Origin of the sequence: Vibrio sp. Vb1026 (assembly GCF_033338745.1) — a bacterium.
Lineage (GTDB): Bacteria > Pseudomonadota > Gammaproteobacteria > Enterobacterales > Vibrionaceae > Vibrio > Vibrio alginolyticus.
The window spans coordinates 83,813-109,708 of the sequence record NZ_JAWOTH010000002.1 but is presented as its reverse complement, the minus strand read 5'-3'; the positions used below and the strand labels follow the sequence as shown (position 1 = coordinate 109,708).

The 25,896-nt window shown below is 44.2% G+C and carries 23 protein-coding genes; 17 read left to right on the top strand and 6 right to left on the bottom strand.

Annotated features, from left to right (window positions below; genetic code table 11):
* Window positions 1–78 precede the first annotated feature (78 nt).
* The gene (locus R7E47_RS04500; RefSeq protein ID WP_053307573.1) at window positions 79–1,215 is read right to left on the bottom strand and encodes a multidrug effflux MFS transporter; all 1,137 of its coding nucleotides are present in this window, start codon (window positions 1,213–1,215) and stop codon (window positions 79–81) included.
* 99 nt (window positions 1,216–1,314) lie between these two features.
* On the opposite strand from R7E47_RS04500, the gene R7E47_RS04495 reads away from it, so the two are divergent.
* On the top strand, window positions 1,315–2,088 hold the full coding sequence (locus R7E47_RS04495; RefSeq protein WP_132937156.1) for an AraC family transcriptional regulator: 774 nt from the start codon (window positions 1,315–1,317) through the stop codon (window positions 2,086–2,088).
* 90 nt (window positions 2,089–2,178) lie between these two features.
* Here R7E47_RS04495 and R7E47_RS04490 read toward each other — a convergent pair whose 3' ends face one another.
* Window positions 2,179–3,087: a LysR family transcriptional regulator gene (locus R7E47_RS04490; protein ID WP_318083858.1), complete on the bottom strand. Its 909-nt coding sequence runs from the start codon at window positions 3,085–3,087 to the stop codon at window positions 2,179–2,181.
* A 135-nt stretch (window positions 3,088–3,222) separates the two neighbouring features.
* Between R7E47_RS04490 and R7E47_RS04485 the strand changes: the two genes are divergently transcribed.
* The 9 genes from R7E47_RS04485 to mnhG all read left to right on the top strand — a co-directional run bounded on the left by R7E47_RS04485 (window position 3,223) and on the right by mnhG (window position 11,289).
* Window positions 3,223–3,942: an SDR family oxidoreductase gene (locus R7E47_RS04485; protein WP_053307575.1), complete on the top strand. Its 720-nt coding sequence runs from the start codon at window positions 3,223–3,225 to the stop codon at window positions 3,940–3,942.
* 393 nt (window positions 3,943–4,335) lie between these two features.
* Window positions 4,336–5,271 carry a universal stress protein gene (locus R7E47_RS04480; RefSeq protein WP_054574676.1) on the top strand — a complete coding sequence of 312 codons (936 nt, stop codon included), beginning with the start codon at window positions 4,336–4,338 and terminating at the stop codon, window positions 5,269–5,271.
* Between the two features lie 109 nt (window positions 5,272–5,380).
* Window positions 5,381–5,572 (top strand): hypothetical protein, encoded by a 192-nt coding sequence (locus R7E47_RS04475; protein WP_082245536.1) that lies wholly within the window; start codon window positions 5,381–5,383, stop codon window positions 5,570–5,572.
* A 164-nt stretch (window positions 5,573–5,736) separates the two neighbouring features.
* A complete protein-coding gene (mbhE, locus tag R7E47_RS04470; protein ID WP_155484638.1) occupies window positions 5,737–8,406 on the top strand; it encodes a hydrogen gas-evolving membrane-bound hydrogenase subunit E in 2,670 nt (889 codons plus the stop codon).
* On the top strand, window positions 8,406–8,759 hold the full coding sequence (locus R7E47_RS04465) for a Na+/H+ antiporter subunit C (RefSeq protein ID WP_017633704.1): 354 nt from the start codon (window positions 8,406–8,408) through the stop codon (window positions 8,757–8,759). The genes mbhE and R7E47_RS04465 overlap by 1 nt, the downstream gene beginning before the upstream one ends.
* Complete coding sequence (locus tag R7E47_RS04460; RefSeq protein WP_053307577.1) at window positions 8,756–10,252, top strand: Na+/H+ antiporter subunit D; 1,497 nt, start codon at window positions 8,756–8,758, stop codon at window positions 10,250–10,252. Before R7E47_RS04465 ends, R7E47_RS04460 begins: the two co-directional genes overlap by 4 nt.
* The gene (locus R7E47_RS04455; protein WP_005373320.1) at window positions 10,249–10,725 is read left to right on the top strand and encodes a Na+/H+ antiporter subunit E; all 477 of its coding nucleotides are present in this window, start codon (window positions 10,249–10,251) and stop codon (window positions 10,723–10,725) included. The genes R7E47_RS04460 and R7E47_RS04455 overlap by 4 nt, the downstream gene beginning before the upstream one ends.
* Window positions 10,718–10,996, top strand: coding sequence for a cation:proton antiporter (locus R7E47_RS04450; protein WP_005373317.1), 279 nt, complete (start codon window positions 10,718–10,720; stop codon window positions 10,994–10,996). Before R7E47_RS04455 ends, R7E47_RS04450 begins: the two co-directional genes overlap by 8 nt.
* Window positions 10,996–11,289 carry a monovalent cation/H(+) antiporter subunit G gene (gene mnhG / locus R7E47_RS04445; RefSeq protein WP_005373314.1) on the top strand — a complete coding sequence of 98 codons (294 nt, stop codon included), beginning with the start codon at window positions 10,996–10,998 and terminating at the stop codon, window positions 11,287–11,289. The genes R7E47_RS04450 and mnhG overlap by 1 nt, the downstream gene beginning before the upstream one ends.
* Before the next feature lie 19 nt (window positions 11,290–11,308).
* Here the strand turns inward: mnhG and R7E47_RS04440 are convergent, their stop codons facing one another.
* Window positions 11,309–12,016, bottom strand: coding sequence for a GntR family transcriptional regulator (locus R7E47_RS04440; RefSeq protein ID WP_053307578.1), 708 nt, complete (start codon window positions 12,014–12,016; stop codon window positions 11,309–11,311).
* A 180-nt stretch (window positions 12,017–12,196) separates the two neighbouring features.
* Here R7E47_RS04440 and R7E47_RS04435 point away from each other — a divergent pair, with 180 nt between their 5' ends.
* Together R7E47_RS04435 and R7E47_RS04430 are read left to right on the top strand one after the other, a co-directional pair.
* Window positions 12,197–13,525, top strand: a complete 1,329-nt coding sequence (locus R7E47_RS04435; RefSeq protein ID WP_005373308.1) for a 6-phospho-alpha-glucosidase — start codon at window positions 12,197–12,199, stop codon at window positions 13,523–13,525.
* A 55-nt stretch (window positions 13,526–13,580) separates the two neighbouring features.
* On the top strand, window positions 13,581–15,131 hold the full coding sequence (locus R7E47_RS04430) for an alpha-glucoside-specific PTS transporter subunit IIBC (protein WP_053308067.1): 1,551 nt from the start codon (window positions 13,581–13,583) through the stop codon (window positions 15,129–15,131).
* 178 nt (window positions 15,132–15,309) lie between these two features.
* On the opposite strand, the gene R7E47_RS04425 is transcribed toward R7E47_RS04430, so the two are convergent.
* The 3 genes from R7E47_RS04425 to R7E47_RS04415 all read right to left on the bottom strand — a co-directional run bounded on the left by R7E47_RS04425 (window position 15,310) and on the right by R7E47_RS04415 (window position 19,103).
* Complete coding sequence (locus tag R7E47_RS04425) at window positions 15,310–17,340, bottom strand: acetoacetate--CoA ligase (RefSeq protein ID WP_318083853.1); 2,031 nt, start codon at window positions 17,338–17,340, stop codon at window positions 15,310–15,312.
* An 87-nt stretch (window positions 17,341–17,427) separates the two neighbouring features.
* Window positions 17,428–18,354 (bottom strand): electron transfer flavoprotein subunit alpha/FixB family protein, encoded by a 927-nt coding sequence (locus tag R7E47_RS04420; RefSeq protein ID WP_053307580.1) that lies wholly within the window; start codon window positions 18,352–18,354, stop codon window positions 17,428–17,430.
* Window positions 18,351–19,103, bottom strand: a complete 753-nt coding sequence (locus R7E47_RS04415) for an electron transfer flavoprotein subunit beta/FixA family protein (RefSeq protein ID WP_017633698.1) — start codon at window positions 19,101–19,103, stop codon at window positions 18,351–18,353. Before R7E47_RS04415 ends, R7E47_RS04420 begins: the two co-directional genes overlap by 4 nt.
* A gap of 155 nt (window positions 19,104–19,258) precedes the next feature.
* Here R7E47_RS04415 and R7E47_RS04410 point away from each other — a divergent pair, with 155 nt between their 5' ends.
* The 5 genes from R7E47_RS04410 to R7E47_RS04390 all read left to right on the top strand — a co-directional run bounded on the left by R7E47_RS04410 (window position 19,259) and on the right by R7E47_RS04390 (window position 25,863).
* A complete protein-coding gene (locus R7E47_RS04410; protein ID WP_053307581.1) occupies window positions 19,259–20,896 on the top strand; it encodes an electron transfer flavoprotein-ubiquinone oxidoreductase in 1,638 nt (545 codons plus the stop codon).
* Between the two features lie 242 nt (window positions 20,897–21,138).
* Entirely contained in the window at window positions 21,139–21,939 is an 801-nt protein-coding gene (locus R7E47_RS04405; RefSeq protein WP_005373297.1) for an ABC transporter ATP-binding protein, read from the top strand.
* Window positions 21,939–23,891, top strand: a complete 1,953-nt coding sequence (locus tag R7E47_RS04400; protein ID WP_053307582.1) for a long-chain fatty acid--CoA ligase — start codon at window positions 21,939–21,941, stop codon at window positions 23,889–23,891. The genes R7E47_RS04405 and R7E47_RS04400 overlap by 1 nt, the downstream gene beginning before the upstream one ends.
* Complete coding sequence (locus tag R7E47_RS04395; protein WP_005373295.1) at window positions 23,891–24,784, top strand: branched-chain amino acid ABC transporter permease; 894 nt, start codon at window positions 23,891–23,893, stop codon at window positions 24,782–24,784. The genes R7E47_RS04400 and R7E47_RS04395 overlap by 1 nt, the downstream gene beginning before the upstream one ends.
* Before the next feature lie 11 nt (window positions 24,785–24,795).
* A complete protein-coding gene (locus tag R7E47_RS04390; protein WP_005382737.1) occupies window positions 24,796–25,863 on the top strand; it encodes a branched-chain amino acid ABC transporter permease in 1,068 nt (355 codons plus the stop codon).
* Window positions 25,864–25,896 lie beyond the last annotated feature (33 nt).

Below are 25,896 nucleotides of genomic sequence, written 5' to 3'. Positions count from 1 at the left end.
TATTTACGTTTTAGTTAACCGTTAGAAAAGATGTAGACCAATCTTCGGAAGATTAGGCAAGCAATGCGTAGTATCTGGTCACAAGTTGGTATGAACTTGCCTTTTAGAAAACGCTAATAAAATCGCTAAACAGCTACATGCTAATAGAACGACACCTAAGTTTTGTGCTGTTCCAGCCATCGCTAATCCCGTCCCGATCATGATGTAGTACATGAGCCCAAATAAAGCGCCTGCGCTACCTACCTGTTGTTTATAATCAACGAGTGCGTCACTGAGTATATTGGGTATCGCAATCCCATAAGACATGACGACTAACACCATTGGAGCAACAAACCAGATTGATTGGCTCAGAATCAACACACCGACTGATCCCAAACTAAGCAATACTGCTGAGAGCCAAAGTAGTTGGCTTTTTCGAACATTTTTAGACACTAGGGATTTGTTTAAATAACTCCCAAGCAGAGTGCCTAACCCCAGTACCATGCCACTGTATCCAAATTGTTCGGAGTTATACCCAAGTGCTGAGAAAGTAAATGCGCCAAGCTGGTAATAAGAAAATAGAGCAATGTTATACAAAGCAACCAATAATCCTGAGCGCCAAATTCGCGCGTCTCTTACCATTTCCCAGCTAAGTTGATGCAACCGTACTGGTGTCTGTTCCTTCTGTGTTTCAGGAAGCTTAATAACGTTATAAGCGAGCAATACTAACGCGATTAAAAACAAGGCAAAAAACACATAACGGTATCCACCAAGCGCTGTAAGCTGCCCGCCTAATAGCATGCCAACTACCGGGCTGATTGATATACCCATCCCCATTAAGCTAAAGACTTTACTCAGTTCTTGACCGTCAAACGCGTCACGAAGCATGGTCTGTGTGACAACGGATCCTACCGCGATACCAAATGCGCTTAGGGCTCGCGCGGCCATGACAACAGCAAAGCTTTCGGTTTGAGTTGCGAGTAAAGATGCGCAACCATAGATAAAGAGCCCAATAAGCATGGTGGGCCTTCTTCCCAGTTTATCTGCGAGAACTCCCCAAACTACAACGCCAATGGCAAAAGCTAGGAAGTAAATCGACAATGTTTGGGCTGCTTGTGCGTGGTTTACATCAAATGAAAGAGCGATTGAGCTCAGCGCTGGGCTATAAATAGTTTCTACAATTTGCGGAAACATCAACATAACCAGCATGAGCCATAAAGAGGGCTTAGTATTCATATTGTTACCCATCGTTAATGAAGTTGGCGGGCAGTATAAATGAGGCTATGATTGATCTAATAACAACATAAAAACCAAATACATCAATATTCGGACAAAATGGCGCTTATTAACGAAAAAACACAATTTGATGCAGACAAAATTTCTACTTGTGTAGTGGGAATTGCTGCGGATATTGGCAAGCACGACTCAGGTATGCATATGCACAAGAAAGGGCAGTTATTGTACGCACCTCAAGGTTGTATGAGTTTTGCTCTGGAAGACTCGATTTGTATTTTGCCACCGACAAAGGCGGTTTGGATCCCACCTAATACGCCGCATCGCGCACTAATGACGAATGTGGTGGCGTACCGATCTTTGTATTTTGATTGTGAGGAGTTTGCCTGTCCGAGTAAGATCACGATGATAGAAGTGAATAATTTACTCCAAGCTCTTATTGATAAAATGTCATTTTGGGAGTGGGATAAGCCTAGCAGCGAGATGGTAAATACGACGGCGCTTTTTTGGGAGGAGTTTTATGCTGCGAAACGTTATTCGTTTCAGTTGCCTTTGCCATCGCATCGGCGCTTAACAACGTTTCGTCGAGAGTTGGTTGAACCTTCATTTCTAGCTCCTTCGCTTACTGCTCTTGCAAGCAAAGTTGGGGCAAGCACCAAGACGGTAACACGATTATTTAAGTCGGAAACGGGAATGAATTATCAAGACTGGCGGCAACAGTGGAGGCTTTTAAAGGCAGTTGAATTGTTATCAACGGGCATGCCAGTCAGCGCAGCTGCCGATTGGCTGGAGTTTTCGTCAGACAGTGCTTTTATTGCATTTTTCAAAAAGCAAACTGGACAAACACCTCTGACGTTTATGAAAACCAAGCCTTAAGCGTCAAAATGCTCACACTCTTTCTAGAACAAACCCCAGGTTCGCAGGCTCAGCCTATAAAACATACATAGACAGGTACCAACATGCAGGTTACTTGTCTTTACTCTGCAGTTTGCGAAAGTATTGCGTGGTAAAATCAACAAAGGCTCGGATGCGTTTTGGTTGATGTCGGTCGTGATGATAAAGGAGTGAAAATTCCACACTCGGAATGCTCCAGTCGGTAAACACTTCTTTTAGCTTGCCTGTCTGGAGTTCTTGTTGGCAATAAAGTGTTGGCACACGGATGATGCCATTTCCCGCCAAGGCTGCTTTTATTATTACTCTGCCGCTCTTACATCGTAACTGTCCACGTATCTGGTGTTCAGTTGACTGCTTTGTATTCGTGTTCTCAAATGCCCACCGTGTCACACTACCTGTCAAACAAACGTGTTTTTCTAAGTCCTTTGGATGTGAAGGATAGCCATATGTTTCTAAATAGTTTGGGCTTGCGTATGTCCCCATTTCCACATCGATCAGTTTGCGAGCGATAAAGTTGGAGTCGTCTAACTTTCCCATTCGAAAAGCGATATCGAATTCATCCGCGATTAAATCGACACGATGGCTGCTAAAATCTAAGTTAATGCTCACTTGTGGGTGTTGGATTAGAAACTGAGCAACGATATCTGCGACAACGTCTTCTCCTAAATAGCCCCCCACACAGTTGATACGAATGTCACCTCTTAAGTCTTCTACATCATCAACCACTGCCATAACAGCTTGATCAATATTGTGAAGGGCAGTTTCACACTGTTTATACAGAACCTTGCCTGCTTCGGTGAGGTTCAGTGTTCGAGTGGTCCTTTGTAGCAAAGTGACACCAATCTGTTGCTCCAGATTTGTTATTTGACGTGAAACGTGTGAGCGAGAAACGCCAAGTTGCTCTGCTGCTTTCGTGAAGTTTCCTAGTTGAGCGATTAGGACGAAAGAGCGAATATCCGCAAGGTTGATGTGTGTTTGCATGATGACTTCTTCATAATTCAAAAAAGTATTGTTGCAGTATAACAACAGTGTTTCAACTAGGTCGGTATATATCAACAAACAAAGTTTTCTTAAACTTACCGCCACTGATGTAAACCGTTCGATTAAGGATTCAAAATGAAAAAGTTAATTGTTATTACAGGCGCTAGTTCAGGCATTGGTGAAGCGATTGCACGTCACTTCAGTGACCAGGGCCATGCTCTTCTTTTGTTAGCAAGACGTGTAGAACGTTTGGAAGCATTAAACTTACCAAATACGCTTTGTGAAAAGGTAGATGTGACCGACAAAGCTTCTTTCGAGGCTGCAATAGAGAAAGCTGAAGCGTTGTATGGTCCGGTAGATGCACTTGTAAATAACGCAGGCGTTATGCTTCTCGGTCAGATAGATACTCAGGAAGCATCGGAGTGGAAGCGCATGTTTGATGTGAACGTAATTGGTTTGCTCAATGGCATGCAGTCCGTCCTAGCACCTATGAAAGCACGTAACAGTGGTACGATCATTAACATCAGCTCTATCGCGGGCAAGAAAACATTCCCTGATCATGCTGCTTATTGCGGTACCAAATTTGCGGTTCATGCTATTTCTGAAAACGTACGTGAAGAAGTTGCGTCATCGAATGTTCGCGTTACGACGATTGCACCTGGTGCAGTGGAAACGGAATTACTTTCACATACAACGTCTCAAGATATTAAAGATGGTTATGACGCCTGGAAGGTGGATATGGGCGGCGTGTTGGCAGCAGACGACATTGCACGAGCAGTGCTGTTTGCTTATCAGCAACCGCAAGGTGTATGTGTTCGTGAAATTGCTTTGGCACCGACAAAACAACAACCTTAACATTGAGTTACGGCGATTTTAGGTCACTAAAGCCGTAAAACTTTGCATATCGATTCGTGATTGAGATGGCATCTTTAAACTAAGTTGCGTGAAAGTTTAGGTCATCCATTTAAATCCGGACACTAAGTGTGTTATTGCTTATACCCAAGTTACTCAAGGTGAGAAAAAACTTTGAGTAATTTGGGTTTTTATTTGGTCTCAATTTTAGGTAGCGGAATTTATTTAGGTCGAAGGCGATAGTTGTGAAGAAAGGAGAGTGTGACGTAAAACAAAATGAAGCAATATCCGTCTCTTAATGAGAATTGATTTCATCAACGTCACAAGCCGTTACAATTATCCGTTAGGTATTATACTTTGTGGATGGTTAATATTTAACCAAACAAGGAGGTGTGTATGAAACGATTCGCAAACATACTTTTTGCAACACAAGGATTGCCAGGCCATAGTGACGCCCTCGAACAAGCGATGAGGATTGCATCTAGCAACAAAGTGCCTGTCTCAGGGCTAATAGCGTGTCCTGATTTCCCAACAGACATGATCCAGTATCAGCAAAGTTATGAGCAATCGCTGCAAGACTCCCTCAAACAAAGTATTCACGAATACAGACAGAAGCTGGGACTCACTGAAGAGGATCTCGCATTTCCTCTTACTGTGAAAAGCAGTGAAAAGCCCGCTGTCTGTATTATTCAAGAAGCATTAGCTGATAACAAAGATCTCATCATCAAAGAAGCTGAACCGCTCGGTGAAGGTGCTGAGGGTTTCAAAGCTATTGATATGACTCTGTTACGAAAATGCCCTTGTCCGCTTTGGTTGCACCGACCAATTGATAAGCCAAGAGATAAGCGCCGTGTTGCTGTGGCTATCGACCCATTAACGGCAAGCGATGAACAGCACTCATTAGCCGTGCGTTTACTCGAATTATCGCGTTCGATAGCCGACACCTGCGATAGTCGTTTACACGTGATTTCTTGCTGGGAGTATTACTTAGAAAACTACCTTAATGGTAACGCTTGGATTCAAGTCGATGATGCTGAGTTGAAACATGAACTCGATAAGGCAAAAGCCGATCATAAACAAGCTCTGCAACAGCTGTTGGAGGAGTCTGGGATTACAGGTGAAATTGTGATTCACCACCTGCATGGAAAACCCGACGAAAAGATTCCAGATTACGTAGAAAGTATTGAGGTAGACGTGTTGGTCATGGGTACCTTAGCGAGGACTGGTATATCTGGTTATGTCATTGGTAATACGGCTGAAAATATTTTGCAATCGATTAACTGCAGTTTGGTCGCTCTTAAGCCCGATGGTTTTGTCTCACCGATTCAGTAATTGGGGTGTAACAAAGTTGGGTTTAAGTGATGTTTTAGGTAAAGGAGGGAGATGGATCTCTAGAACATGGAATTATCAATGTATCAATAAGTTATCAGAGGAGAGTGACATGAAAAACCTATGCCCGAAATGCCACACAGAAATGATAGAACGTTCGAATGTTTATGTTTGTCCGAGAAATGATATCGGTGACTGCACCTACGATGCATTCGAGTTAGCTGATGACGATAATCCATATACATTCAGCCAAGAATATGTAAGTAGTGACCTACGTTCTTATGCCGTAGCAGACAGCAAATAGCGGTTTGTATCGGCGTTCCTCTAAGTAGCACTCAGTGATTACTGTTTGCTACTTTTCCCTTGGTTTCATGATCGTTTTTGAAGCGCTTGGGCTAAAACAATACAGTGGAGTTTGTCATTTGCGCCGAATAGCGCGTACCTTCTTATAATAACGAATGGGCTGCGATGTTGAATAACATAACGGGTAAAGAAAACCTGCCGAAAAACCTAGATAATCAGTTGGTCTTACTGATTTTCCCTGCGCTGCCAGTTTTAATCTTCTCTTTTCTCTTTTATATCTATACTCCTGCAGGCGTGAGCTGGAATGCGGAATGGATACCAAGCCTCGATATCAACCTTAGCTTTAGATTAGATGGTCTTTCATTTCTTTTTGCGGGACTGATCAGTGGGATTGGCGCACTGATTCAAATCTACGCTTTGGCTTATTTACGAGAAAGTGATAGCCGGTTTTCCTTTCATTTGTATCTAACCCTATTCATGCTTGCCATGCTAGGGATTGTGATGAGCGATAACATTCTGTTGTTATTTGTTTTCTGGGAACTCACCACCATCACTTCTTATTTACTGATCGGGTTTAATCACGAAAATAAAACGTCTCGGAAAAACGCCTTGCAGTCGCTGATTGTTACTGGTGCTGGTGGACTAGCGTTGCTAGCTGGTCTTATCTTGCTGGGAGCAATGGCAGGGAGTTATGAGCTAAATACCATTATCGAGCAGGCAGACACTATTGCGCAGCATGAATGGTTTATCCCATCTCTAGTGCTCATACTACTCGGTGCATTTACTAAATCTGCGCAATTCCCGTTTCATTTTTGGCTACCTAACGCGATGGCAGCTCCCACTCCGGTCAGTGCGTATTTACACTCGGCAACAATGGTAAAGGCAGGCATTTACCTATTAGCACGTTTATCGCCAGTTTATGCCCACAGCGAGATCTGGTTTTATGCTTTAGTCATCACTGGGAGTATCACGGCCATTTGGTGCACATTTGTCGCATTAAAACAAACTGACTTGAAGCTGATGCTAGCCTACAGCACGAATGTTGCTTTGGGTAAATTAACATTATTACTAGGTATGGGCACAGATTTGGCCGTTAGTGCAGTATTGATGTTTATTCTCGCTCACTCTTTCTATAAAGCTGCGCTGTTTATGGTGGTGGGTAATATCGACAAAGCGACAGGAACACGAGATATTGATCAATTGTACGGCCTGAAGTCAGTTCTCGTCATCAGCATGGTTGCGGGGAGTTTGGCTGCATTGTCTAAAGCGGGGTTCCCGCCGTTGTTAGGCTTTTTGAGCAAAGAATACATGTACAAGTCCGCAGTAGAGCTCAATAACTGGATCGCCTTTGTACTTTTAATCGTGAATATACTGATGGTCGCGCTAACCATTATGCTTATTGCGAGACCATTCTTTGCTCGCCGTGATCTCGTGCCGATTGAAACTAAGCCAGTTGAGACAAAAAAAGCCATGTGGATCTCGCCTTTGCTCTTGGCAGTTGGCAGCCTCCTAGTTCCGTTATTCGGTTTAAATTGGTTAGATCGCAATATTATTTTTCCGGGCTCTGCTGACATTCTGCCCACAGCAGCTCTTAAAGAGACATCACTATGGCATGGCGTGAATGTACCGTTAGTGTTAAGCGTTATTACGCTAGCGTTGGGGTATGTGGTGTACCGTGTTTATCCAGCTGTGTCTGCATTTTTTCAGCGGTTACATCTATTCGTCCCCAAAGCGGAGAATATTTTTGAACGACTATTAGATGGCATGATGACAGTGGCGAAGTGGCAAACGGCGCGGTTACAGCAAAAGAAATTGAGTCGCTATGTCCTATTATTTTTCACGGTACTTGCCGTTGCGTTACTGAGTCAGGTAGCGCTTATTCCTCTGCCTTTGGTTGGCGAACTTTCAAGTGTCACTTTCTATGAGATTGGTATTGCCTTATTGTTGATTGGTGCTGCGCTCGTATGTACGTTGTCCCACGCAAGACTTCTTGCGATTTCTGCGCTTGGTATGATTGGCTTCATGACCACGCTTGTTTTTATGATTTATAGCGCCCCGGACGTTGCGAAGACTTTACTGTTAGTGGAAACATTAATGGTGGTCTTTCTTGCATTGTTAATGCGTCATATGCCACGTCTAACCACCGTGCCCAAGCATTCAATAAGACGTAAAGTAGCGAATATTTGCATAGCAGGTGTGATAGGAGTTTCGGTTACTTTACTTTTGTTAGGAATCACGTCTCAGCCGATGGACTCTTCGGTGTCAGATTTCTTTGCAGAAAACAGTGTCCCGGGTGGACATGGGCGAAACATTGTTAACGTTATTCTGGTCGACTTTCGCGCATTTGATACATTGGGAGAAGTTGTCGTCGTTGTTATTGCTGGGATTGCGGCAGTGAGTTTGCTTAAGACAAGAGCGAAAAAGCAAAATCGTATCCAATCATTAATTTTTGCAACCACGGCACACATCGTTTCGGCACTCATGCTCGTATTTTCAGTGTATCTGTTGTTACGTGGTCATAATGAACCGGGGGGTGGCTTTATTGGTGCGTTGATTGCCGTTATTGGTTTATCACTTCTCATGTTCGCGGAATCACCGAAATACGTTCGTTCTAGGTTGTATTTCAAACCGTTTCTCATTGCGTTATCTGGCATCGCATTGAGCTTAGTTTCTGGTGCTTTGAGCTTTGCGTTTGATAAACCGTTTTTGACCGGACTGTGGTGGAAAGACGTGATACCACTAGGGACGCCATTGGTTTTTGATGTTGGTGTTTACCTTGCCGTTATAGGTGGCGTGATGGGTATGCTGCTTCGTATTAATGAGGAGCTAGAGTGATGGAAATAGTCTGGAGTGTTGTCGTTGGAGTATTTGTCGCAGCAGGTGTTTATTTAATGCTTGAAAAGCATATCTTGCGCCTTTTGTTCGGCATCATGTTACTCAGTAGTGCGGTTAACCTTGCTATTTTTACAGCTGGGAGGCTGACGCCCGGAGAACCGCCATTGATTGGCGATAATGCTCTTTTACCACCAGATAGCGCGGCAAATCCTTTACCTCAAGCGCTTATCTTAACTGCGATAGTCATCGGTTTTGGACTACTTATTTTTGCTTTAATGCTGTTCTATCGAGCTTATAAAGACACTGGAACTGCAAACGTCGATGAAATGCAACGTTCTGAGGAGGGTCAATGAGTTCGATTTTGCTTACGTTACCGGTAGTTCTCTCGCTGAGTACGGCGTTGATTATCTTCTTCGTCCGTCGCTCAACAAAAAGTGTTGAGTGGTTGAGCGGTGTAAGTGCGATTTCGAACCTTTTCGTTGCGGGCTTTCTCACAGAAAACATCATAAGTAATGGTATTCAAGCCGTTGCTTTTGGTCAGTGGAGTGCGCCATTTGGTATCGTGTTTGTCGCAGATTACCTCAGCGTTGCTATGGTGATGATAACGGCGGTGATTGGTGCGATATGTGTTTTCTACGCGATGGCGGACCTTCACCGAAAGCCCTCCTATAGCAATTACCATGCGTTAATGCACATGTTGCTTGCTGGCGTTTATGGCGCTTTCCTGACTGGAGATATTTTTAATCTGTACGTTTGGTTTGAGGTCATGCTCATTTCATCATTTGGTTTAATGGTGTTAGATGCAACGAAAACTCAAGTTGATGGTGCAGTAAAGTACGTGATGTTGAATCTGATTTCGACGCTGGTATTTTTGCTTGCTATCGGCTTGTTGTATGGCGCAACGGGCACCTTGAACCTGGCCGATCTCTACACCAAAGTAGGGGAAAATGAATTGAGCATCAACATGATGCTGTCCGCGCTGTTTTTGTTTGCCTTCTCTATTAAAGCGGCACTCTTTCCTTTATTTGCTTGGTTGCCCGCTTCTTATCACACGTTGCCAAGCGGTGTGGTGGCACTGTTTGCCGCGTTGCTTACTAAAGTCGGTGTATACGCGTTGATAAGAGTCTTCACCTTAGTATTTCCGCTCGCCGAGAGTGGCTGGCAACCGACGTTAATTTGGGTCGCAGGGCTAACCATGTTAACGGGCGTTTTAGGAGCGGCTAGCCAATTCGACATTAAGAAAATTCTTTCTTTTCATATTATTAGCCAAATAGGCTATATGCTCATGGGGTTGGCTATATACACTCCCTTAGCTTTAGCCGGTGCCATTTTCTACATTGTTCATCACATCATTGTAAAAGCGAATTTGTTCTTAATAGGTGGATTCATCGAGCGCAAATATGGCTCTAGTCAACTTGAACATTTGGGTGGGGTATACAAAGCTATGCCTTGGTTGGCGTTCTTGTTTCTTGTCCCTGCGTTTTCTCTGGCCGGTTTTCCACCGCTATCGGGTTTCTGGGGAAAGCTATTGGTCATCAAGTCGAGCATACAGGCTGAATATTACTGGTTAGCAGGTACCGCGTTATTGGTGGGGTTGCTTACCGTCTACTCGATGACGAAAATTTGGAGTGAGGCATTTTGGAAAAAGCCATTTAGAGAGAAGCCAGAACAGACTCTGCAGGCCAAAGTACATTGGTTGTACTGCGTTCCAATTATTGTATTGACGACGTTGACGCTAATCATTGGCTTAGTGGCGGAGCCTTTTTATCAATTTTCCGTTCAAGCTGCAGAACAACTGTTAAATCCGACTGAATACATCAGAGTGGTGTTAGGAGGAAATGCATGATCTATCTATTCCTCAATTTTTTCTTAGCGTTAGCGTGGATGATGCTTAACGGCAGCTATTCGAGTCTGAATTTTGTTGTCGGATTTACGGTCGGTTTTTTTGCTTTAAGGTTGAGTCAACCATTTGGATTGAAAACGAGCTATTTTCAACGTTTTGCATCTGCATTGAAGTTATTGGTGTACTTCGCTTATGAAATGGTTATATCGGTTGCGAAAGTGGTGTGGGACGTCGTGACACCTACTCATTTGAGTCAGCCTGATATCGTTTATGTCCCTCTGGAGGTCGATTCTGATCTAGAAATCACATTACTGGCGAACATGGTTTCTTTAACACCGGGCACGCTTAGTTTGGATGTTACGGCTGATAAAAAGTATCTTATCGTTCATGCCATGTTTGCACCTGAACATGAAGAGGTTATTCGCGGAATTAAAGATGGGTTAGAGCATCGAATTTTGGAGGTGACGCGTGGATAGTTGGCTGCAAATAACGGTCACTTTTGCCTATTCTGGGCTACTACTCAGCTTTGTTATGGCTTTTGCTCGTTTAATTCTAGGACCAACGCTAGCTGATCGAGTTGTGGCGTTAGATCTGATTTCATTTATCACTATCGGATTTATTACGGTTTACACCTTAGACAGCGGTGAGGACGCTCTGTTAGACATCGCCATTACATTAGGTTTGGTCGCATTTCTCGGCACGATCGCATTTGCACGTTTGATCGTTAAAAGAAAGGAGAAAGAATAATGGACGTGTTGATTGGACTATTTTTATGCTTAGGAACATTGTTGACCTTGGTTGCAAGTCTAGGTGTCCTGAGGCTTCCTGATTTGTATACCCGAATGCATGCAGCGACCAAAGCTGGAACTGTCGGAGTGAGCTGCTTGTTATTAGCGGTCGCTTTCTCACTCCCTGAAGTTACCGTGATCTCTCGGGTTATCGGTACGATGTTGTTTATCGTTCTCACTGCGCCAGTCGCCTCCCACCTGCTCGGCAGAGCAATGCGAGAGGTCGGATATAAGATTTGGCGCAATGATTAACCATTAGCGTCGAATAGTACTACGTCCTAGTTGAAATAAACTCGAAGCTGTATTGATGAAGTCGGAAGTAATTGACGGTATATTCAAATGCACGACCATCTTCTAGGTAACCAGTGGACTCAACTTTTAGAATAGGGGAAGCTTCTGATTCATTCAGGTATGAGGCCGTCTCTGCATCTAACAAATACGGTTTGACAGACTGACTGCTTTTCGCAATTTTCAATCCTTTGCTATTTTCAATGTACTCATATTTAGAACCATTCATTATGGCTATGCTCAAGTCTGGAAATAACATTGCTGGCATATGAGTGACTTCGTAAATTTCAGGCTCATCATTAATACACCTGAGTCTATGTATTTCATATGTATCATCATTGGGCGAGAGATTTAACTGCTTAGCAACCTGCTCATTCGGCTTTTTAAGTTCGAACTTTATGACTTGAGAGCTAGGTGTTTTCCCTTGTTTACTGACTTCCTCGATAAAACCCAGCAAATGTAAGGCATCATGTTGGGCTTTTAGATCGTTTACATAAGTTCCACTACCTCTTGTCCGACTAATTAAATTATTGTCGACCAGAATTTGTAAGCTTTTTCTGATGGTTACGCGGCTTACGGAAAACTCTTCTTGCAAATCACTCTCTTTTGGAAGCATCGATTTAGGTTGTAGTTCCCCATCTTTGATCTTTTTTTCTAATCGTTCCGCAATGTCTATGTATTTGGGTTTCATAATACCTCGCTAAGTCTTGGATCATGATAGCAAGAATGTGATCTGAGATGTAGTTAATACTTTTCCTTAGGATCTTTGTGTGATTTTTATCTCGTATCTTTGTGCTTACACTTTAAATGTATCATAAAAGTATTAATACTTATTTTATACATTTTCAGGGTAAACATTTGAGGTAGCGAAATGAAACGTCAAAAATTAACGATTGTTGGTGCTGGCAGTACATACACTCTTGGTATGATGAACAGCCTGATTGCCGAAAAAGATAACTTTCCACTCGCAAAAGTCGTGTTTTACGACATAGATGAGAAACGCCAAGAGTCGAATGCATTAGCTACTGAAATTCTATTGCGAGAACACTATCCAGAAGTTGAAGAGTTTGTTTATACAACGGATAAATCTGTCGCATTCGCAGATTCGGACTTTTTCTTTATCCAGATCCGCACTGGTGGGTTGGCCATGCGCGAGCGCGATGAACAAATCCCGCTATCCAACTCTTGTGTTGGGCAAGAGACATGTGGCGCGGGAGGAATGGCATATGGACTTCGCTCTATCGGCGATATGATCCAGCTAGTGAACGAGATCCGACAAACGTGTCCAGATGCGTGGATTCTTAATTACACCAACCCAGCGGCAATTGTCGCTGAAGCTTTAAATCGTGAATTTCCGCATGATAAGCGAATTCTAAATATTTGTGATATGCCAGCAGCGATTATGGTCAGCTATGCGCAATTGTTAGGGTGTGAAATTTGGGACTTTGTTCCTGAATATTTTGGGCTTAATCATTATGGCTGGTTTACCAAAATTCGTAACAAACAGGGTGAAGACTTAACGGATAAAATTAAAAATATCATCCTAAAAGAAGGGATCAGTGCGGTTGATGCGGAAATAGCGGATGACCCATCGTGGCAAGCCACATTCAAAAACATGAGAACAATGCTTGCTGATAATCCAGAGTTTTTGCCGAATACGTATCTTCAATACTATTTGTACCCTGAAAAAATGGTGGCGAAAGAGGATATCAATAATACTCGCGCAAGGCAGGTAATTAACGGCCGTGAGAAACGAGTGTTCGAATTGAACGCAAGAATAATTGAAGCGGGCACCACGAAGCACGAAACACTGCATGCCGATATCCATGGTCGATACATGGTGAGAGTCGCGGCTTCGCTAGCCTACAACTTGAGCGATGTGTATCTCGTCATCGTACCGAATAATGGTGCTATTACAAATTTACAAAATGATGCCATGGTAGAAGTTCCAGCTGCGCTAACTAGTGATGGACCGAAAGCTTTTACTGTAGGAAAAATCCCAACCTTCCAAAAAGCCATGATTGAGAGCCAACTTGGTTACGAGAAATTAGTCGTGGATGCTTGGTACGAAGGAAGTCAGCAAAAGCTGATTAATGCACTCACACTTAACCGTACCGTGGTTAATGTGCCAAAAGCTAAAGAAATAACAAAACAATTACTAGAAGAAAATAAAGCCTACCTTCCTCAATTTTTTCAATAACAACTGGACGTTCGGGGCCTACTTGTAGGCTCCGTGAATGAAACAAGAGGTTTATATGAAAGACATTATTCAAAGGTTCGGAGCCGCGATGTTTGTTCCCGTTCTATTATTTCCAGCAGCGGGCATGTTATTGGGTTTCTCTGTTGTGCTGTTAAATCAAGAAGTGTTTCCTTGGGCACTAGAGGGGAGTGCTTGGGTTAAAGTCTCGACGATCATTTTACAGGCATCTCTCGCTGTATTTAAAAATATGGCACTTATTTTTGCCGTTGGGTTACCTATCGCTTTAGCTAAAAAAGCATCTGGTCGCGCTGTACTTGCAACACTCGTTTCCTACATTACGTTTAACTACGTTATTGGTGGAATCCTTCAATTTTGGGGACCAGAACTGGGCGTGAACTATACGGAAGGTGAGCGAGGTTTGACTGAAGTTGGTGGCATTCTAACGCTTGATACCAACTTACTAGGTGCCATTTTAATTGCAAGTCTCTCTGTTTGGGTTCACAACCGATTCTTTGATAAAAAGCTACCGGATTGGGCGGCTGTATTTGGCGGAACGCCATTGGTTGTGATCATTAGTTTCCCCATTATGGTCGTGATGGCAATTCTAACTTGTTTGACTTGGCCAAGTATTCAGCATGGTATTAACAATCTGCAATCATTTTTGGTTTCTGCTGGATCGTTAGGGGTATGGCTATTTACGTTTTTAGAGCGAATCATGATACCAACGGGGTTGCATCATTTCGTATATGGTCCCGTTTTTTATGGGCCAGTTGCAGTCGATGGCGGAACGGTTGCCTATTGGATTCAAAATATACAGACATTCGCCCAGAGCTCGGAAAGTTTAACGACACAATTTCCTCAGGGTGGTTTGATGTTGACGGGAATGGGTAAAGTGTTTGGTTGTACGGGTATCGCACTAGCACTCTATTCAGTTGCGAAAAAAGAAAATAAAAAGATGGTGATGGGGTTAGTGCTCGGAGCCGCAATCACAGCAATTCTTACAGGGATAACCGAACCAATAGAGTTTACATTCTTATTTATCGCACCTGCGCTGTTTGCTTTGCATGCGTTGTTATCTGCGACAATGGCAACGATCGCCTTTATGTTTGGTGTTTCCGGTAACTTTCAGACTGGCTTGATAGACTTCATTTTCCAAAACTGGTTGCCTTTGGCTGGTAACCATGCAGGAACATACGTGATTCAGATTATTATTGGTCTCATGTTTACTGGTGTTTACTTTGTTACGTTTCGCGCGCTTATTTTAAAATACAACATACTTACTCCGGGACGTGAAGGTGCAGATAGTAAGTTGTATTCCAAAGCTGACTACAAAGAAGCGAAAGCGGTCCATAACAGTAGCGCAAGTCCGTCACAAGCTAGTGCCTTTATTGAAGGTTTGGGTGGAAAAGAAAACATTGACTTGTTAACTAATTGCGCGACGCGTCTGCGTGTTAAAGTTAAAGATGTCTCTCTTGTAAAGGAGAACGCATTTTTCACACAGCACGGAGCGGTGAATATTGTTAGAAATCAAGAGAGCCTTCAAATCATCGTTGGTTTAACGGTGCCACAAGTTCGCGAAGATATGAGCCAACTGATAAAAGCTTAATCCCCAAACTAATGCTCCAGCTCATATGGCTCAAAGGTGAGATAGAATTATCTCACCTTTTTTGTGTACATGAAGCATATTTCGCGCAGTTTCCACGAAAGTGGGGAGGAGTTATCGAGCGAGCTAAAAATACAGTTAGGTTATACCCGTCTGTATTGTTGGAAGACTTGTTGAGTCTCTAATTGACAGTGGCGCCACTTTCTATGTTGAAAAGCGTTTTAATTTCTTCCAGCACTTCTGGGTTAGCAATAGCACCAATGTTTTTTACAGCTTGTCCGTTTACCAATTGTTTCACTGCTAGCTCAACCAATTTGCCTGAGCGCGTTTTAGGAATATCACTGATGGCAAAAATTTGTCGTGGGACATGGCGCGGTGAACATTTTGTTTTCAATGTTTGGCGAATTGAATCGGTGAGTTGTTGGGTTAACTCGACGTTGTGAGCGAGTTTTACTAGTAACCAGATTTCTTCAGACTGCTGGTTTAACTTGCCGACAGCGATGGAGTCTTCAACCTCGGGTAACGCGTTCACTTGCTGATAGATTTCAGCGGTACCGATGCGTACGCCGCCTGGATTTAAGGTTGCGTCACTACGGCCATAAAAAATGAAGCCGCCATGTTCGGTTTGCATCACATCGTCGCCATGGTGCCAGATATCGGTAAACTTGCTCCAATAAGCGTTGTGATAGCGTTCGCCGTTGTCGTGCCAGAAGCCAATAGGGAAGTTAGGTAGTGAGTTATTGCAAGTTAGTTCGCCGCGTTGCTGTGTAATGGTTTTTCCCTCGTCGTCCAAAACACGCACGTCGATTCCCAGCCCTGCGCCTTGGCATTCACCTTTGTAAACTGGTGAGATAGGGTTTCCCAGTACAAAGCATCCGCAAATATCCGTGCCGCCAGCGATAGAAGCGAGATGCAAGTCCTGCTTGATGTGCTGATAGACATAACTAAATTGTTCTGGGTAAAGCACCGAACCAGTTGAGCAAAGAGTTTTGAGTGACTTCAGGTTATGTTCTAGTTTTGGAGAGCAGTTTGCCTGTTCCAGTGCTTCTAAGTATTTCGCTGAAGTACCAAACAGCGACACGCTATGTTCTTCTGCTAATTGCCATAAGACGGAGTGATCAGGGTAAACCGGACTACCGTCGTAAATCACTAAGGCTGCACCACTCGCAAGAGCGGAAACATGCCAGTTCCACATCATCCAACCACATGTTGTGTAGTAGAAAACCTTGTCTTGCGATTTGATGTCGCAATGCAGTTGATGTTCTTTGAGGTGATTGAGCAAGGTACCGCCTGCGGAATGGACAATACACTTAGGTTGACCTGTTGTACCAGAAGAATACAAAATGAATAACGGGTCATTAAACAGCATTGGTTGATATTGAATTGATTGTGGAGAAAAGTGGTGAGTAATATCGGACCAAGAAACAAACTCAGAAGTGCTAGCACTCTCAGCGTTTTGTAAATATTCGATTTGGCATACGCTAATAGTAGTCTCTTCGGAGGCACTGCTTAACTTACTACTAAGAGTGGTGTTCTTGTCCGTCATATCGAAAGCTTTGCCTCCGAACTGGTAGCCATCACAGCAAAAAAGAACTTTCGGCTTGACCTGGCCAAAACGCTCTACGACGCTATCGATACCAAAATCAGGAGAGGTTGAAGTCCAAATGGCACCAAGACTGGTGGTGGCCAGCATGGCAATAACGGTTTCAGGAAGGTAGGGCAAATAACCCGCAACGACATCGCCTTTACCGACACCACAATTGAGTAGCCATTGTTGAATGGCAGAAACTTGTTCAAGCAACTGTTTACCGGTGAGTTGTCGGTGTTCACCGCTTTCATTGCTAAAAACAATAAACTCACGCTCTGGTGATTGCTCAGCCTGAGATAGGAGGTTCTCTGTGTAGTTCAGCGTGGCGTCAGCAAACCATACTGTGTCTCTATTTACATGGTGATGATTAGAACCTGTTTGTGTCCATTTGGGACTGCCAAGGCTCTTGATTTGCGAACCCATATCTCCGATTACGTTGCAAAACTGCCAAGTATGTCGCCAAAATTCATCATTGTGCTCAATGGACCACTGGTGTAGAGACGTGTAATTGTTGATTACGGTACCTTCGGCTTTGTCTTTATTAACCTTTTCGATGAACCGTAATAAGTTGCTATTGCTGACGCGCTCAGCAGATGGTGACCAAATAGGTGCAGAATTTGGCATAGGTCCCTCTAATTTCAATTCTTTTGAATATGACCAAAAACAAAATAAAGGGGCGAACATAGCAGTGTTCGCCCCTTATCTGATCGTTTAAAGTTGTTCGGCAAGCTGAGGTAGTACCTCGAATAAATCACCAACCAATCCATAGTCGGCAACTTCAAAGATAGGAGATTCTGGATCTTTGTTGATCGCGACAATCACTTTGGATTCCTTCATTCCTGCAAGATGCTGGATGGCACCGGAAATCCCAACCGCTATATAAAGCTTAGGTGCAACGATTTTACCGGTTTGACCCACTTGTAAGTCGTTGGCAACAAACCCGGCATCAACCGCCGCGCGAGAAGCGCCAATGGCAGCACCTAGTTTATCGGCCACTTGTTCGATCAACGCGAAGTTCTCTTTGCTACCGACTCCGCGTCCACCTGACACAACCACCTCTGCCGCGCTTAATTCAGGGCGCTCTGACACGGTTTTATCGGCAGAAACCAATTCAACCATTGGAGCTGAGATAGTGACCTGCTGATGCTTAATATCAGCTTGGTTGTGACAAGTAACCGGCTCAAATGCAGACGCGCGCACGGTGATGACGCGAACGTTGTCGCTGGTGGTCACTTTGGCAAATGCGTTTCCTGCGTAAATAGGGCGGATAAAAGTGTTTTCATCGATAACTTGGACAATATCGGAAATTTGCCCAACGCCGAACTTCGCTGCTACTCGCGGTGCAAGATCTTTCCCTTTTGATGATGAGCTAGCCCAGATTGCGTCAAAACCTTCAGCAACACTCACTACAATAGGTGCGATACTCTCGGCAAATTGATGCTTAAGTTGCTCATCATCGACACAAATTACGTTTGATATACCATCAACGCGACAAGCTTGTTGAGCGACTTCTTCACACTGGTGGCCCACAACGATCAAAACATTGTCTTGGCTGACTTGTTTTGCTGCATTAACCACTTTGAGTGTGTCCGCATGCAATTGGTTATTGTCATGTTCTGCTATGATTAAGTTCTTCATGAAATCACCTTCGCTTCGTTACGCAGCTTATCGAGAAGCTCTGAGACAGATTCAACCTTGATGCCACCTTTTCTTTGCGCTGGCGGTGTGACTTCTTGGATGGTTTGGCTAAATACCACTTCAACACCCAGACTGTCAGGTGTGATTGTATCTAACGGCTTGCGCTTAGCTTTCATGATATTAGGCAAAGAGGCAAAACGCGGTTCATTCAGGCGTAAGTCAGTACTGATCACCGCAGGTAAGTTCATCGCGACCGTCATCAAGCCGCCGTCCACTTCTCTCACGACTTGAACTTTTTGATCTTCAATCTTCACGTCGGAAGCGAAAGTTGCTTGAGGCCAGTCAAGTAGGGCGGCCAGCATCTGAGCCACTTGGTTGTTGTCAGTATCAATGGATTGTTTACCCGTAATCACAAGCTGTGCTTGTTCTTGCTCAACCAGAGCTTTGAGCAGCTTAGCGACGACCAATGGCTCTATTTTGTCTTCAGTATCGATATGAATAGCGCGATCGGCACCTAACGCAAGCGCAGTACGTAGTTGCTCCTGACACTGGCTACCGCCGGCACTGACAACGATGACTTCATCTGCAATACCTTGCTCCTTTAGTCGTACGGCTTCTTCAACGGCTATTTCGCAAAATGGATTAATCGTCATCTTGACGTTATTGGTTTCAACATCGCTATGGTCCGCTTTCACGCGAACTTTAACGTAGGGATCAATGACCCTTTTGATTGGCACTAGTATTTTCACGTTAGATTCCTTTTACAGTGAAGACTATGTGTTTACAGTGAAGACGATGTGATGACGTCTTTAAAATGATGTTAATTTACCTTTACGTTTGCGTCAACTTTAAATATATTGTTGATTAACAAGTTGGCAACATGCAAAGAAAAAGGAATGCAATCATGGAAAGAGACTGCATGGAATTTGATGTTCTGATTGTAGGCGCTGGTCCCGCAGGTTTGTCTGCGGCATGCCGAATCAAACAATTAGCAGCAGAAAAAGAACAAGACCTCTCTGTTTGCGTGGTAGAAAAAGGTTCTGAAGTTGGAGCGCATATTTTATCGGGTGCGGTGTTTGAAACGCGGAGTTTGGATGAGCTTTTTCCCGACTGGGAAGAGAAAGGCGCGCCGCTCAATACCAAAGTAAACCAAGATAAAACCTACTATCTAGGCAATGACATCAATGGTCATGAACTGCCTTCTTGGGCGGTGCCTAATACGTTACATAACAAAGGTAATTACATCATAAGTTTGGGCAGTCTATGCCGATGGATGGCGTTGCAGGCTGAGAACTTGGGGGTGGAGGTCTACCCAGGTTTTACCGCCAGTCAAGCGATCATCGATGAAGATAGTCGTGTTTGTGGCGTGATCACGGGCGATATGGGATTAGATAAAAATGGTGAACAAAAAGGAAATTTCGAACCTGGTATTGAACTGCGAGCGAAGTTTACTTTATTTGCTGAAGGCGCACGGGGGCATATTGGTAAGCAGTTGATTAACCGATTTAATCTTGCTGAAGAGAAAACGCCTCAACACTACGCTATCGGTTTTAAAGAGCTGTGGGAAATCCCATCAGAGCAGCATCAGCAAGGTTTAGTAGTGCACGGATTAGGTTGGCCGTTATCAAATGAAGCTACAGGTGGCAGTTATCTCTACCATTTAGAGGGAAACCAAGTTGCCGTCGGGTTGATTGTTGACTTGAATTATAAGAATCCGCACTTGAGTCCATTTGATGAGTTTCAACGTTTTAAACACCACCCGTTGATTGAGCAATACCTCAAAAATGGGAAGCGTATTAGCTATGGCGCGAGAGCGATCACCAAGGGCGGCTTTCATTCGCTTCCCACGCAGCAGTTTGCTGGTGGCTTGTTAATTGGCTGTGATGCAGGAACACTTAACGGCGCTAAAATCAAAGGCACACACACCGCAATGAAATCTGGCATGCTTGCCGCTGAAGCAGTATGTGAAGCCCTTGAGTGTCAGTCAGTTACTGCTGATTATCAAAAGCATTTCAAACAGTCTTGGCTGTATGAAGAGCTTTATCAAGCACGTAACTTCTCAAGTGGTATTCACCGCTTTGGATCGTGGCTGGGCGGTGGTTTAGCGCTGCTGGAACATAACGTATTAAAAGGCAAAGCTAAGTGGCATATCCGCTGTGATAAGCCTGATCATCAGTCTCTGTTATTGGCGGAAAACAGCAATGAAATTGTCTATCCGAAGCCTGATGGCGTGTTAAGTTTCGATCGCCTCTCTTCTGTTTATCTATCCAATATCTTCCATGAGGAAGATCAACCATGCCACTTACGACTGGAGAACCAGCGGATTCCTATTGAGCAGAACCTTGAATTATATGCAGAGCCAGCACAGCGCTATTGTCCGGCTGGCGTGTATGAAATCGTACAGGGGGAGCAGCAGCCAGAGCTGCAAATAAATGCGGCCAACTGTATCCACTGTAAGACCTGCGACATCAAAGATCCAAGTCAAAATATTACCTGGATTCCGCCAGAAGGTGGTGGTGGTCCGAACTATCCAAATATGTAAGCGTTTGAGAATAATTTTTATTAACAATTTATTTACTTAAAGTTTGCGTTAGTTCAAATCTTTCTCGATGAACTCGATTGCAACTTAATCTTTCAGGCACTATTCTGATTTTAAATTGACGTTTACGTAAACTGAATACAAAGTTGATGCATAGGTGTAAAAGCGGTTACCAGTATCAAAGTTAGGTTTGATCAAATAGTGCTCAATGGAACGCACTTAAAATAACGAAAGGGAGATCAACTATGGTATCGGAATCGCCTCTGTTGCAGGTAAACGATATTTCATTGGCTTTTGGTGGGGTGAAAGCTTTAACTGACGTGAGCTTCCATGTGAATGAAAAGGAAATTTTTTCAATCATTGGTCCAAACGGTGCAGGTAAAACCTCAATGCTCAATTGCATCTCTGGTCGATACACACCAAACAAAGGCTCTGTAATCTTCGCTGGAGATGACGTAACTAAACGTACACCAAGCCAACGAGCTGAGTTAGGGCTGGGAAGAACCTTCCAAAACTTAGCGCTCTTTTCTCATATGTCGGTACTGGACAACATCATGGTTGGCCGACACCACCTACTGAAAAATAACTTCGTCACGGGGCCACTCTATTGGTTCTCCAATGCGCAGAAAGAAGAGATGGCGCACCGCAAATATGTGGAAGACGTGATCGATTTTCTAGAAATCCAGCACATCCGAAAAGCGACTGCAGGCACGCTATCTTACGGCTTACGTAAGCGTGTAGAGCTTGCTCGTGCCATTGCCTTAAAACCTAAGTTACTGCTGCTTGATGAACCAATGGCAGGTATGAACTTGGAAGAAAAGGAAGACATGGCACGTTACATCATGGATCTGAATGAAGAATTAGATATCACGATCATCATGATTGAGCACGACATGGGCGTGGTCATGGACATCTCTAATCGCGTTTTGGTTTTGGATTTCGGTAAACACATTGCTACGGGTGAGCCTGAAGAAGTTATGGCCAACCCACATGTGAAACAAGCGTACTTAGGCGAAGAGTTACCGACATTAGAGGAGAGTGCATAATGGCACAGCAACATAATGATTGGGCATATATAACCCGCTTAGATACCTTTCCAAAAGTGTTGCAACACAATGCCAAGAACTGGCCCGAACAAGTCGCAATGCGTGAAAAGGAGTTTGGTATATGGCGAGAGTTCACTTGGAAGGATTATGAAAACCGCGTCAAGTGGATGGCACTGGCACTACGAGATTTGGGTATTGGTGAGCAAGATGTCGTTGGTTTGCTAGGTGATAACCGCCCTGAATGGGTATGGGGCGAGTTAGCGGCACATGCGATCAAAGGTTTCTCGCTGGGCATCTATCAAGATTCTATGCACGAAGAGGTGGCGTACCTTATCAACTATGCAAAAGCAAAAGTCGTGATTGCCGAAGATGAAGAGCAATGCGACAAGCTGCTTGAGCTTGGTGATGAAATTCCTAGCGTTGAATACATTATTTACTGCGATCCTCGTGGAATGCGTAAATACGATGATCCAAGATTAATTGATGTTGAACAGGTCTACAAAAAAGGTCAGCTGATTGATAAAGCGGACCCAGACAAATATCTCAATATGGTTGTTGAAACCAAAGGCAGCGATCTTTCAATTCTTTGTACTACGTCGGGTACGACTTCTAAACCCAAATTGGCTCAGCTACACAGTGGCACGTTCTTGGATCACTGTGCGGCTTACTTGCGTGCAGACCCTCGTTCCCCAGGCGACAACTACGTTTCTGTTCTGCCTTTGCCTTGGATTATGGAGCAGGTTTACGTGGTTGGTCAGGCGTTGATTTCTCGTCAAATCGTTAACTTTGTGGAAGAACAAGAAACCATGATGTCCGACTTGCGTGAAATCGGTCCAAACTTTGTGCTGTTAGCGCCACGTGTGTGGGAAAACATTGTGGCAGACGTGTCTGCACGAATGATGGATTCGACACCGTTTAAGCAAAAGATGTACAAACTGGGCATGAGCTTAGCCAACAAAGCGCTGGAGCAGGGTAAACGCTCTAAGTTGGCTGAATGGATTCTTCTGCGTGCTCTGCGTGACCGTTTAGGGTTTTCGAACCTGACATCTGCGGCAACCGGCGGTGCGGCGATGGGACCGGATACTTTCCGTTACCTACAAGCTATTGGTGTGCCACTTAAGCAGCTTTATGGTCAGACCGAAATGTGTGGCGCATACACCGTGCACCAAGCGGATGATGTGGATTACGATTCCGTTGGTGTTGCGTTTGATAATGCAGAAGTGAAAGTCATCAACCCGGACAGCAATGGCGTTGGTGAAATCATCGCGAAAAGTACAGGCATGTTTACTGGCTACTTAAACAACCAAGCAGCATATGATGAAGATGTTCAAGATGGTTGGATGCACACAGGCGATGCGGGCTATTTTAAAGATTCCGGTCACTTGGTGGTGATTGATCGTCTGAAAGATATGTCGGAAACCAGCCATGGCGACCGTTATTCGCCACAGTTTATCGAAAACAAACTCAAGTTCTCGCCGTTTATTGCAGAAGCCGTGGTGGTAGGTAAAGGTCGACCTTGGCTGTCTGCCATCATCTGTATTCGCTATGCGATCGTCGCGAAGTGGGCAGAGCAACGCGGCTTGGCATTTACCAACTACACCAACTTATCTGCTCAACCAGAAGTGTACCAAGCGATTCGTGAAGAAGTTCAAAAAGTGAACGAATCCCTGCCGGATGCACAGAAGATCAGCAAATTCATTCTACTTTACAAAGAGCTGGATGCCGACGATGGAGAGCTAACTCGCACACGTAAAGTACGCCGTGGTGTGGTTGCAGAGAAATACAGAGACATCATCGAAACCATCTACAGCGACGATCCAAAAGTCGATGTCGATACAGTGATCACTTATCAAGATGGCACCAAAACACGCATTCAAACGTCGCTAGTTATTGAAACGCTTATTGAGCATGAGCCAACACTAGTGGATAGCGAACAACGGAGGATCGCATAGTGAATACGGATTTATTACTGCAACTCGTCATTAATGGCGTGATCGTTGGCATGTTGTATGGCGTTGTCGCCATGTGCTTTGTATTGATTTACAAATCGACCCAGGTGGTCAACTTTGCTCAGGGTGAGTTCTTGTTGATTGGCGCATGGGTATGTTGGGCGGCATTGGTACACCTACAGTTACCGTTTTTTATTGGCTTTTTACTCACGCTCGCATTCATGATGATTTTTGGTATCGCCGTGCAAACCATTGTGCTCAGACCGTTGATTGGTGAACCGATTATCTCTGTGATCATGGTGACCATCGGTCTATCGATGTTCTTCCAAGCGCTGATGAAGTGGATATTCGGCGTCTCGGCTGTTTCGTATCCGCAAGTGTTCGAAACCAACGTGGTGAATATCGGAGGTTTGAATGTTGAGTTTGCTTACATTCTGAGCTTGATCTTCTCAATGCTCATCATGGGCGCGTTCTACTGGTTCTTCAAATTCAGCAAAATGGGTCTGGCAATGCGCGCAACGGCATTCAACCAGCAAGTAGCCCAGAGTCTTGGCATTTCCATCAAGAAAGTGTTCGCCATCAGTTGGGCCATTTCGGCAATGGTATCTGCAACAGCAGGGATTGTTATCGGTATCGTTAACGGCGTATCTGACGCGCTATCCATTATTGGTATCAAAGTTTTCCCAGCCGTTATTTTAGGTGGCTTAGATTCGGTAGTCGGCGCAATTGTCGGTGGTATTACCATCGGGGTGCTAGAAAACTTGGCTGAGTTTTTTGATAGCCAATACCTGCAAGTGGGTAACTTATACAACATCGCACCATTCTATGTGCTGTTAATCATTCTTGCCTTCAAGCCATATGGCCTGTTTGGTACCAAAGATATTGAGCGTATTTAAGGAGAAATAACATGGCTCAACTTAGCATGCGCCCATGTGGGGATTTTCGAACCACATATAAAAGCGATACGCCAATTTTTGAAACCAAAACCATCAGAAGCCTTGCGATTGCAGGTGTCATCGCCATGCTGGCAGCACCGCTGGTCTTGGATATTTACTTCCTAAACCTGTTTATTCAGATTGCATACCTCGGTATCGCGGCATTGGGCTTAAACATTCTGGTTGGTTTTACCGGACAAATCTCGCTAGGTCACGGTGCGTTCTTTGGCTTTGGCGCCTTTGCATCGGCTTGGCTAAATAACCAGTTTAACATTCCAGTCGTGTTTGCGATTCCGCTTGCGGGTTACTTAACCATGATTGTGGGGATGCTGTTTGGTCTGCCAGCGGCTCGAATTAAAGGTTTATATCTAGCTATCGCAACGTTGGCGGCGCAGTTTATTCTAGAGGACTTCTTTGCTCGCGCAGATTGGTTCAGTGGCGGCTCATACGGTGCAAGCGCGAACCCAATTAATTTGTTTGGCTTTGAGTTTACGACCGACGAAAGCTTCTTCTACATCGCTCTGTTTGCGCTGATCTTCATGTATATGTGGGCATCAAACTTAATCCGTTCTCGTGACGGTCGCGCGTTTGTCTCAGTACGAGATCACTATCTGTCAGCAGAGATCATGGGCATCAACCTAACCAAGTATCGTCTGCTCTCATTTGGAGTGTGTGCATTCTATGCGGGCATCGGGGGTGCACTCTACGGACATTATCTAGGGTTTGTATCAGCAGAAGGCTTCACCATCATGATGTCTATCCAGTTCTTGGCAATGATCATCATTGGTGGCTTGGGTTCAGTCAAAGGCACATTGATGGGGACGATATTTATCGTATTGCTGCCTGAAGTTTTGGAGTTTGGCGTAACGGGGCTTTCAGCGTTTGGTGATACCACCGCTTTCACTGATGGTCTGGCTTACTTCAAAGAAATGGCGATTGGTCTAGTCATCATGCTGTTCCTCATTTTCGAACCTCAAGGATTATCGCATCGCTGGCAACAGATTCGAGCATATTGGAAACACTATCCGTTCTCATATTAACGTGGAATTAAGTGGAATATACCTCAATAACAA

Bases quoted from the DNA above. Each gene is read 5' to 3' on its own strand.
- R7E47_RS04500 (WP_053307573.1), bottom strand. From the start codon at position 1,215: ATGAATACTAAGCCCTCTTTATGGCTCATGCTGGTTATGTTGATGTTT.
- R7E47_RS04495 (WP_132937156.1), top strand. From the start codon at position 1,315: ATGGCGCTTATTAACGAAAAAACACAATTTGATGCAGACAAAATTTCT.
- R7E47_RS04490 (WP_318083858.1), bottom strand. From the start codon at position 3,087: ATGCAAACACACATCAACCTTGCGGATATTCGCTCTTTCGTCCTAATC.
- R7E47_RS04485 (WP_053307575.1), top strand. From the start codon at position 3,223: ATGAAAAAGTTAATTGTTATTACAGGCGCTAGTTCAGGCATTGGTGAA.
- R7E47_RS04480 (WP_054574676.1), top strand. From the start codon at position 4,336: ATGAAACGATTCGCAAACATACTTTTTGCAACACAAGGATTGCCAGGC.
- R7E47_RS04475 (WP_082245536.1), top strand. From the start codon at position 5,381: ATGAAAAACCTATGCCCGAAATGCCACACAGAAATGATAGAACGTTCG.
- mbhE (WP_155484638.1), top strand. From the start codon at position 5,737: ATGTTGAATAACATAACGGGTAAAGAAAACCTGCCGAAAAACCTAGAT.
- R7E47_RS04465 (WP_017633704.1), top strand. From the start codon at position 8,406: ATGGAAATAGTCTGGAGTGTTGTCGTTGGAGTATTTGTCGCAGCAGGT.
- R7E47_RS04460 (WP_053307577.1), top strand. From the start codon at position 8,756: ATGAGTTCGATTTTGCTTACGTTACCGGTAGTTCTCTCGCTGAGTACG.
- R7E47_RS04455 (WP_005373320.1), top strand. From the start codon at position 10,249: ATGATCTATCTATTCCTCAATTTTTTCTTAGCGTTAGCGTGGATGATG.
- mnhG (WP_005373314.1), top strand. From the start codon at position 10,996: ATGGACGTGTTGATTGGACTATTTTTATGCTTAGGAACATTGTTGACC.
- R7E47_RS04440 (WP_053307578.1), bottom strand. From the start codon at position 12,016: ATGAAACCCAAATACATAGACATTGCGGAACGATTAGAAAAAAAGATC.
- R7E47_RS04435 (WP_005373308.1), top strand. From the start codon at position 12,197: ATGAAACGTCAAAAATTAACGATTGTTGGTGCTGGCAGTACATACACT.
- R7E47_RS04430 (WP_053308067.1), top strand. From the start codon at position 13,581: ATGAAAGACATTATTCAAAGGTTCGGAGCCGCGATGTTTGTTCCCGTT.
- R7E47_RS04425 (WP_318083853.1), bottom strand. From the start codon at position 17,340: ATGCCAAATTCTGCACCTATTTGGTCACCATCTGCTGAGCGCGTCAGC.
- R7E47_RS04420 (WP_053307580.1), bottom strand. From the start codon at position 18,354: ATGAAGAACTTAATCATAGCAGAACATGACAATAACCAATTGCATGCG.
- R7E47_RS04410 (WP_053307581.1), top strand. From the start codon at position 19,259: ATGGAAAGAGACTGCATGGAATTTGATGTTCTGATTGTAGGCGCTGGT.
- R7E47_RS04405 (WP_005373297.1), top strand. From the start codon at position 21,139: ATGGTATCGGAATCGCCTCTGTTGCAGGTAAACGATATTTCATTGGCT.
- R7E47_RS04400 (WP_053307582.1), top strand. From the start codon at position 21,939: ATGGCACAGCAACATAATGATTGGGCATATATAACCCGCTTAGATACC.
- R7E47_RS04390 (WP_005382737.1), top strand. From the start codon at position 24,796: ATGGCTCAACTTAGCATGCGCCCATGTGGGGATTTTCGAACCACATAT.